The sequence below is a fragment of the Caballeronia choica genome (assembly GCF_001544535.1).
GTDB classification, from domain to species: Bacteria; Pseudomonadota; Gammaproteobacteria; order Burkholderiales; family Burkholderiaceae; genus Caballeronia; species Caballeronia choica.
The window spans coordinates 1-8,651 of record NZ_FCON02000222.1; the positions used below are offsets into that span (position 1 = coordinate 1).

The 8,651-nt window shown below is 54.5% G+C and carries 4 protein-coding genes and 2 pseudogenes; 5 read left to right on the forward strand and 1 reads right to left on the reverse strand.

The genetic code is table 11. The annotated features are described in order from the left end of the window. The 5 genes and pseudogenes from AWB68_RS40260 to AWB68_RS40280 form a co-directional block, all read left to right on the forward strand. The coding region (locus AWB68_RS40260) for an integrase core domain-containing protein (RefSeq protein ID WP_143282018.1) at nucleotides 1-291 on the forward strand (291 nt) is incomplete at its 5' end. Nucleotides 292-954: 663 nt separating this feature from the next. Then, nucleotides 955-1,788 (forward strand): glycosyltransferase family A protein, encoded by an 834-nt coding sequence (locus tag AWB68_RS40265; RefSeq protein WP_087649758.1) that lies wholly within the window; start codon nucleotides 955-957, stop codon nucleotides 1,786-1,788. Nucleotides 1,789-1,974: 186 nt separating this feature from the next. Then, nucleotides 1,975-4,959 (forward strand): glycosyltransferase, encoded by a 2,985-nt coding sequence (locus AWB68_RS40270; RefSeq protein WP_087649759.1) that lies wholly within the window; start codon nucleotides 1,975-1,977, stop codon nucleotides 4,957-4,959. A gap of 69 nt (nucleotides 4,960-5,028) precedes the next feature. Next, complete coding sequence (locus AWB68_RS40275; RefSeq protein WP_087649760.1) at nucleotides 5,029-6,885, forward strand: methyltransferase domain-containing protein; 1,857 nt, start codon at nucleotides 5,029-5,031, stop codon at nucleotides 6,883-6,885. A gap of 343 nt (nucleotides 6,886-7,228) precedes the next feature. Then, nucleotides 7,229-8,062, forward strand: a pseudogene (locus tag AWB68_RS40280) (IS1634 family transposase); the annotation flags it as partial. A gap of 166 nt (nucleotides 8,063-8,228) precedes the next feature. Here AWB68_RS40280 and AWB68_RS47515 read toward each other — a convergent pair. After that, nucleotides 8,229-8,405: pseudogene (locus AWB68_RS47515) on the reverse strand (IS1634 family transposase); the annotation flags it as partial. Nucleotides 8,406-8,651: the final 246 nt, after the last annotated feature.

Sequence of the window (8,651 nt, forward strand, 5' to 3'; positions counted from 1 at the left end):
CACGGTTCGCAGTACACGGCCGATGACTTCCTCAACCAGGTCCGGTTCTGCGGCGTCACGCCGAGCTTCGCCTTCGTCGCCGAACCGCAAACGAATGGCGTCGCTGAGCGCTTCAACCGGACGCTGAAGGAACAAGCCATTCACGGTCGCATCTTCAGGAACCTGGAGGAAGTTCGGGCCGCGGCCGTCGAGTTCAAAGATCGTTACAACCGTCATTGGCGTCTCGAAAAACTGGGCTTTATGTCACCCCATGAAGCACGTCACGCAGCCACCATGAAAGAGGCCGCCTGAGTTGCAAACCCGTGTCCAGACAATCCGAGCCGGTACGCATTTTGCTTTTCGAAGAGAATCCCTTCGTTCGAGTGGTTGCAGACAGGCACAAAATCCTTGAAATATTTGCCCGCGAAATCGGGAACAAGGGCCTGCCTGTGGCCTTGCTGCCTTGGAACTGCGGTTTTGAGCGCGCGAACCCTTCATGTCTGAATGATGCGGGCGCACACCATTGGTTATGCCCGTCCCGGCATAACCGATTTACTTTTTCCAGCAACGCCGAGCCGGCGCGGGACTGGAATATTCTTGACGAACCATCGCTGATAATCATATTATCCTTACATTGCGTAGCGCCGCCATTTTTTTTGCGGCATACTATACAACACGAGACGATTAACTTAAGGCTCGGGCTTTATGCATATGCAGGCGTCCCGCCGAGCTTCGCCGCATAGGCTCGGACTAATGCAATTGGACATCCGGTTTATCGCATCGATCTGTGGACAGCGACGATTTCGGGGCGCAAGTGAATGGTTGCTGCCGCAGCTTTTTAAGCGCCGGCATTGACCGTGAAGAGATCCAACGGCAAGCCGAGCAACATGCAAAGCACCCGTATAGCGATGATCTATCGCGCCATCCCTGGTTTTCGTAATAATCTGACTTTCGCGAAGCCAATGTAGGTAGCGCATGGATGATCCGATTTCGGTAGTTGTTCGAACTATACCTGATCGAGAACACTTTCTCGACAAGTGCTTGTTCACACTGAGTGGGCAAACACATCAAAACATCGAAGTGCTGATTGTTTCCCAACAAACTGGAGACGGAAAGGGCTCGTCAATGATCGAAGATGTTGTGGATCGGTGGAAAGAGGGGTTTGCTGGCGTTAAAGTCTTCGCCCACACATCGGAGGCGGACGCACGCGCGAAGAGCTTGAATATCCGTAAGCGAGCCGTTCGCGATCGCTATCTAGCATTCCTGGACGATGATGACAAAGTCTATTCTCAACACAATGAAAAACTCATCAAATCGTTAGCTGCAACGGATCATGCGTGGGCATATACAGATATTGTTCAGGACGATTTATCGAGCAGCAACGAAGACTACGACTTCACTCTCCGCTTGGCTTTTAAACATGGGCCACTTTACGTGTCTGGATTTGGTGTGGGATATTGCATTAGGAATGACGGCAGCAAAAGAGTATCCGATGGCATTTCAACGGCGCGCGTCAGCGCAGAAGAACCGGCTTTGGAATACTGCCAGACACTCCTAGACGACAAGAAGCTCGAAAATTTCGGATGGTGGGTCCGGGAGCTAGGGAGACTCCCCGCTGTGAACCCAACTGGCCTATCGCAGGACGGAATGAATCACGGGGACGAATGGGATTCGGTGACTGGCCCCCTCGCACAACCTCCTGCGCGCGTCCTACGGGACGAAATCTTGGCGATACACCCGCTTCTTCCGCGATGTCCTGAACCGCATTCGCCATCGCCCGATACGGGACGACGTCGTGCCCGAAAGTGAAGCTGCCGCACTGGCGGGCACCCAGAATTTATCGCATCAACGTCGTGAGATTTGATGGCGTCGCTCAGACTACTTAATAAGGCAACGCGGCGCATCCGTCATTAGCGTCGAAGGACAACTGCACAGCTGTGCGCCGGTCGTCACTCGACCTTTAGATGCCCAAATAGACACCTACAGGAATAATTTATGAAAAACAATGTCAGCTACTGGCTCAAATCTGAAAGCGTCCAGAATTTCGGGGATTATCTGACTGAATTTTTCTTGAGGGAACTGTTCTATCCATTCGGCATGGACGCAAGAGGCGTTCACCTCATTGGTAGCGTTCTCGATGATCTCTTCGTGCCCCCACTCGAAGGCGACGTGACGACGAAGCCTGTTGTGTTTTGGGGCTGTGGGCTACGTGAAACAGGCGGGCTTACGCCGGACCGTCGACATCGTGCAAGGATCCTCAGCGTGCGAGGACCACTGTCCGCCGCCGAGCTTCGCCTGGGTGCAGCCGTTCCTTATGGCGATCCAGCGCTGCTCCTACCGGCTTTGTATACGCCACGGCAAGCGAACAACTTCCGTGGAAAAACCGTTTGCATTCCCCATTTCCACGACCAACGGTCGGACACGGATCTCCTCAACTTAAGTGGCTGCGATCTTGTCTTGCGCCCAAATATTGCGCCGGATCCTTCCGAGATCTGCCGTTTCATTGACTCGATTTGTACAGCGGAATTTGTCTTGTCCGCCGCTATGCACGGGGCGGTTGTGGCCGCAGCGTACAAGAAACCTTTTGCGTTCTGGGACAATGGTCACTTGGATGTACCGTTCAAATGGCTAGACATATCTGCCTCACTTAATATTCAGGCGGTGTTTAAGGCCAATCTCGATGACGCCCGAAGTCACTACACATCGGCGATTGAGCCGAACATCACTCTTCCGTCGCTATGGCCTACGCTAGCCACCGCGCCGCTGTTGCTTCGGCCAATCGCACTCCTAAAGGCTCTTCGATACGATCTGCGAGATTGCTCATCCTCAGAAATACTGTCCGCGATAGACGCTCGCATCTCCGAATTTGAACAGCATCGCGAGCATTCTGAAACCATCGTCACTGAGCTGCGTCTTGCCGACGCTGAAGGTGCTTACCGCGAAGGTGCTGTGCTGCGCGAACAATTGGCTTCTTCTATTGACGAGGTGAATTCGCTTAAAGAGCTGCTCGACAGTGCCGTTGCAGAGGCCCGCGAGGGCAATGGTCTGCGCGAACAATTGGCTGCTTCCATTGACGAGGTGAATTCGCTTAAAGAGCTGCTCGACAGTGCCGTTGCAGAGGCCCGCGAGGGCAATGGTCTGCGCGAACAATTGGCTGCTTCCATTGACGAGGTGAATTCGCTTAAAGAGCTGCTCGACAGTGCCGTTGCAGAGGCCCGAGAGGGCGATGGTCTGCGCGAACAAATGGCTGCTTTTATTGCCGAGGTGCATGCGCTGAAGGAGCGGCTCGAGACTTTCGATGCAGAGGCTGTGATGCTTAGGCGGCGGTCCGCATCCGCCACCCTGGCGGCTGATCGCCTCAGGTCCCGTATTGCCGCTGACACTAATGCCACCGAGCAGCTTAGAGCGCAGACCGCGCAACAGCTACAGCGACTGGAGTGTGAGGTGGATACGGGCCTGTCCGAGATAACCCGTCTGCATAGCGAGCTTAGGCGCGCCAATGAGGCTGAGGCTGCATACGCAAACAGTACCTCATGGAAGATGACACGGCCCCTACGTCGAATCGCAACCCGGTTGCCGTGGGCAGGTCGATATGGAAGGCGCTGCTTAAAACTCATCTGGTTGGCATGCAACCCCCGACTTGCAGTATCCGCCATCGTTCATCGAAAAGATGCACCGGCAGTGTCCCCCTCAGAAATCGATGCTTCGGTGATATTCGAAGAGCCAAGCAATGGCGGTAGCTGTGAGATCGCCAGCGGTGAATCTATGGCCGAACCGACGCTTATGCGACCCGGAGGCCAGCCGGTGGAACTTGCCTCGGCACGAAATGATGACGCGCTTCAACGAGCTTGCTCGCAAAAACCCGTGGTGTTGATGATTGACAGTGTCTATCCTCGGCCCGACAAAGACTCCGGTTCTATTGACGCGATGAACTACATCAAGATGTTCCAGAACATCGGATATCAGGTGATTTTTGTCGCTGTCGCCGAGTTCTCGTTGGTATCAACATATAGGGACGCCCTAGAAGCGCTCGGCGTCTACTGCGTTAGTCAGCCGCAGCACGAGTCGGTTACATCCTTCCTACGGACTGCCGGTACGTTAATCGATGTTTGCTTTCTCTCACGTGTGTATTGTGGCGGAGCATACGTCGAACAGATACGCCTCAGTTGTCTCGATGCCAAGATAATTTTTAATACGGTCGATCTCCACCACCTCCGCGAAGAACGCGAGGCCCGCTTACAGGATGATCGCCGTGGAATTAACTTAGCAACGGGGACGCGCGAGCGCGAGATTTCTATTTCACGACTTTCCGACGCAACGATCGTAGTGTCAAGGCTCGAAGAGGAGCTATTGGCTGAGGCAGCTCCCGGTTCCACTATTCACATGTTGCCGCTCATCCGGGAATGCCCGGGACGACGAAATTCCTTCGACCAGCGGCACGACATAGGATTCATCGGTGGATTTAACCATCGGCCCAATATAGATGCGGTGCACTATTTTCTAAATGAAATATGGCCTCTTATCCGCGTGCAATTGCCGAATATGCAATTCTTCGTTATGGGTGCCGATATGCCAGACGAGATAAAGCAGCGCACTGATCCAGGATTCGTCCCTGTCGGATACGTCGCAGATTTGACGGAGCGACTAGAGGCAATCCGTTTGATGGTGGCTCCGCTTCGCTTCGGAGCCGGCGCTAAGGGCAAAGTCGCCACCAGCCTTGCGCATGGCGTACCGTGCGTCACCTCGCGCGTCGCCGCCGAAGGGATGATGCTAACTGACGGGAAAACTATTGCCATTGGCGACACGCCCGCAGCCTTCGCGCAACAAGTGGTAGAAATTTATTCAAGCGAGACGCGCTGGACGTCATTGTCCGATGCAGGCATAGCGTCTATCGTAGAATCCAACTCTTTCCCGGTCGGCCAGAAGCTTATGGTAAAACTTTTGTCCGAAATTAAAGCACCAGTCCCGCAACATGCATAAGCGCGCAGCAGTGAAAGCGCTTTATTCTTTCCAGAGACACGCGCGATTATTTTAGAATTGGAAGGCTCAATGATTGCATTCACGATCTGCTCGAAAAATTTTCTCGGCTACGCCTTATCGCTCCGCGCTACTTTACAGGCTCACCATGGACCGATTACATTCTATGTGGCTATCTGCGACGACATCGAAGGGTTTGATATCAACGCGTTCGACTTCGAGATTATTTCGATCGACGAGCTTGGCATTCCGCGCTTTGACGAGATGCGGAATCGCTATAATATAACGGAGCTCAATACCTCCATAAAGCCATTCGTCTTTTCATATCTCTTCGACCGCCATCCCGGGGAGCACATCATCTATCTCGACCCGGATATATTGGTGGTAGGCCCGTTTACCGAGTTGTTGACTTGCTTCGAGTCTGGCGCGGACTGTGTACTCACGCCACATATCCTAGAACCGGCCGAATTTGCTGAGATGGAAGATCGACAGTTTTTAAATTTCGGAATATACAATCTAGGCTTTTGTGCTTTCCGCGACACGCCCCAGGTACGGCGCGTGGTCGCCTGGTGGGGGCGCCGACTTGAAACTCAATGCGTAATCGACCTTCAGAACGGATTGTTTGTCGATCAAAAGTGGGCCGATCTAATGCCCGCCTTTATCAACAAGACTGTGATCCTTCACCATGCGGGGTACAACGTCGCATATTGGAATTTATCGCAACGGCTGGTTCGCCGCGAAAACGGGCATTGGCTGGTAAACGCGCAACCACTGCGCTTTGTGCATTTCAGTGGTAATAAAATAGAGGATCCCACGATTTTTTCTCGCCACAGCGCGCAATTTCGAGCCAATAACATAGGCGACCTGCGGCTGTTGCTTGATTCGTACCGCCGATCTGTCCATAGGCATGGTCACTGGTATTATTCCACATTAACATACGGCTTTAACTGGCATGGCGAAAGCGGGCATAATCTGCACACGCCAATAGGAATATCAGCTGAACGCGAAAAAGCGACTTGGGTGAGGCCCTACTTCCCGATGCTTGCTTCGGAATCTCTGGCCGATTTTCGTCATGCTCGTACTCAGATGGAATCTATACTTTCTCGGCGCCGAAGAACCGAGGTCGACGCAATACCGTTCGACCTGGATGCTTACCAGCTTCCCGGTTTTTGCGCGTGCTGTGGGAAAGATTCGCGCTTTCAGGTCAGTGGTATGTATTCATCGAGCACGCTAGAGGATGGAAGGGTATTTCCGAATTGGAGAGAACATTTAAATTGCCTTTCATGTGGCCTCGTCAACCGGGTTCGCGCATGCATCCATCTCTTCTATCAGGAGATCTCGCCAAGCTCTGACGCCCGAATCTACATCACAGAGCAGAAGACAACGACGTACGATTGGTTAAAAGAGCGGTTTCCGAACGTACAAGGTAGTGAGTATTGGGGTGATGGTTGTGAGCCCGGTGAGGTTATTTCAGGCATCCGGAACGAAGACATTCAGCGGCTCTCGTTTGCCGCCGATACGTTTGATCACATCATGACATTCGACGTATTGGAGCACGTACCGAATCACAAGTCGGCCTTACAGGAACTGTTCCGTTGCCTGGCACCGAATGGCTCCCTTATGATGACCGTCCCGTTTAGACCCAATAGCTACGAATATGAGATCCGGGCGGAATTGCAGAGCAACGGCGAAATCCGGCACATCATGGAGCCCGAATATCATGGTAATCCGGTTGATATGGAACATGGCTCGATTTGTTTTAGGTATTTTGGCTGGCAGCTGCTCGATGAATTAAGAGAGATTGGATTTTGTAAAGCAAGGATCGTAACGTATTGGTCTGAAAGTCTTAGATATATGGGTGATCCGCAACTGATCATTACCGCTGAAAAACCGCCTGCACTAAGTGTGGCTTCCGATTCAATTGTATAGGGATAGACCAACGAACATTTCGTGTCTTTGAAAGCAGCCCTCAACGCGGCGGAGAACGATTATTTTACTTCGGCGTCGACGCCGCGACCGCGAAACCCGAGATCGACCAAAACGGTCTTCGGCTTCGGTGTACCGGGGCAGGGGCAGGTCGTGCAACCGAATGGAACCTTGTTGTCGAGTTGCGCGGCCATTGTGTGGATGTGTCGGTTTGCGAGTGCTGGCAGAAGACGCGTATTCGCTTTAGAGATCAAGCATTTGGCATTCAGGAGTGTCATCGTCTTGTAGTGACACGAAATTTTATGATGACCTTGAACGTGGGAGTCCTGTCGCCTAGAGTGGCGACATGTTTGTGAAGATCACCACCTCCGACAAGCGCCAGTACGTGAAGCTGGTGGAATCGTTTCGCGACGCGCGCGGCGTCTCGCGGCAGCGCGTGATTGCCACGCTCGGCCGCCTCGAAGCGGTCCTCCTCGCGGGCCAGAGCAACGCGCTCATCAGCGGGCTGCTGCGTGCAGCCGGCAAGCCCACGCCCGAGCAGGGCACCGGCGACGTGTCGTTTGCACCGGCACTTACCATCGGTGACACGTGGATGCTCACCGCGCTGTGGAAGGAGCTCGGCCTGGACGATGCCTTGCGGCGTATCGTGCGCCCGCACCGGCAGTTCGACGCCGAGCGGCTGCTGCGTGTGATGGTGTTCAACCGGCTGTGCGATCCCGAATCGAAACTGGGCATCGCCCGATGGCTCGAAGGCACACGGGTACCCGACGTTTCGTCACAGGCGGTCACGCATCAACGGCTGCTGCGCACGATGGACACGCTGGTCGACTGCGCCGATGCGATTGATGACACGCTGGCGTTGCTGCTGCGCCCGCTGATCGATCAGGAACTGTCAATCGTCTTCTATGACCTGACGACGATCCGTGCCGAAGGCCAGTCGGAGTCCACCGGCGAGCTGCGTCAATTCGGGCTGGCCAAGGAAGGCGATATCGCGCGCCAGGTCATGCTCGACGTCGTGCAAACCGCCGAAGGGCTGCCGATTCAAATTGAAGTATTCGCGGGCAATGCAGCCGAAACGCATACGCTGGTGCCCACGCTCAGGAAGGTGCTGGCGCGCTATCCGATCCGGCGCGTGGTGCTGGTCGCTGAGCGGGGACTGCTGTCACTGGACAATCTTGAAGCGGTGCACCCGAGTTCGACACTTTCTCGCGTAAGTCATTGATTTTGCTACCGCAGGGGTAGCATTTTTGTCCCTACACGGCGGCGGTCGGGGTTGGAAGGTTCAGTGCGTCGAAGAGCTCCTTTTGTGCGGCACTCAGCGTCGAGAGGCCGGAGGCGGTGTGCTGGCGGAAGCCGCGCTCAATGTCGGCGAGTGCCTTGTAGCGAGCCACCACGTCGGCCGGAGCGAGGTCCGGCACGTTGGTCACGAGAATCAGCTTGCCGTCCATCATGCGCGCACGTGCGAGTGCACGTTCGTCAATCTGGTAGGTGAACAGGTCCGAGCGCAGGTCGACCTTGATGATTGGCTTCCCACTTCAACAGATGCTGGTCGCGTCATTCCCCACTATGGGCGCGTACACGAACTGGTTCGTTGCCGTTCCGCTCGCGATCTCCTTCGGTGCCGCATCGTGGTTTCTGAGTAAGCACCCGGGGAAGGCATCCGACGTGGGCAATCGCGGAAACGATCAGGCAGTGGTCGGCGTCCAGCGATGAGGAAGCAGTTGCGCGATGTCGGCGGCACGGTGTGTCGGCAAGCGCGTCAGCACGTT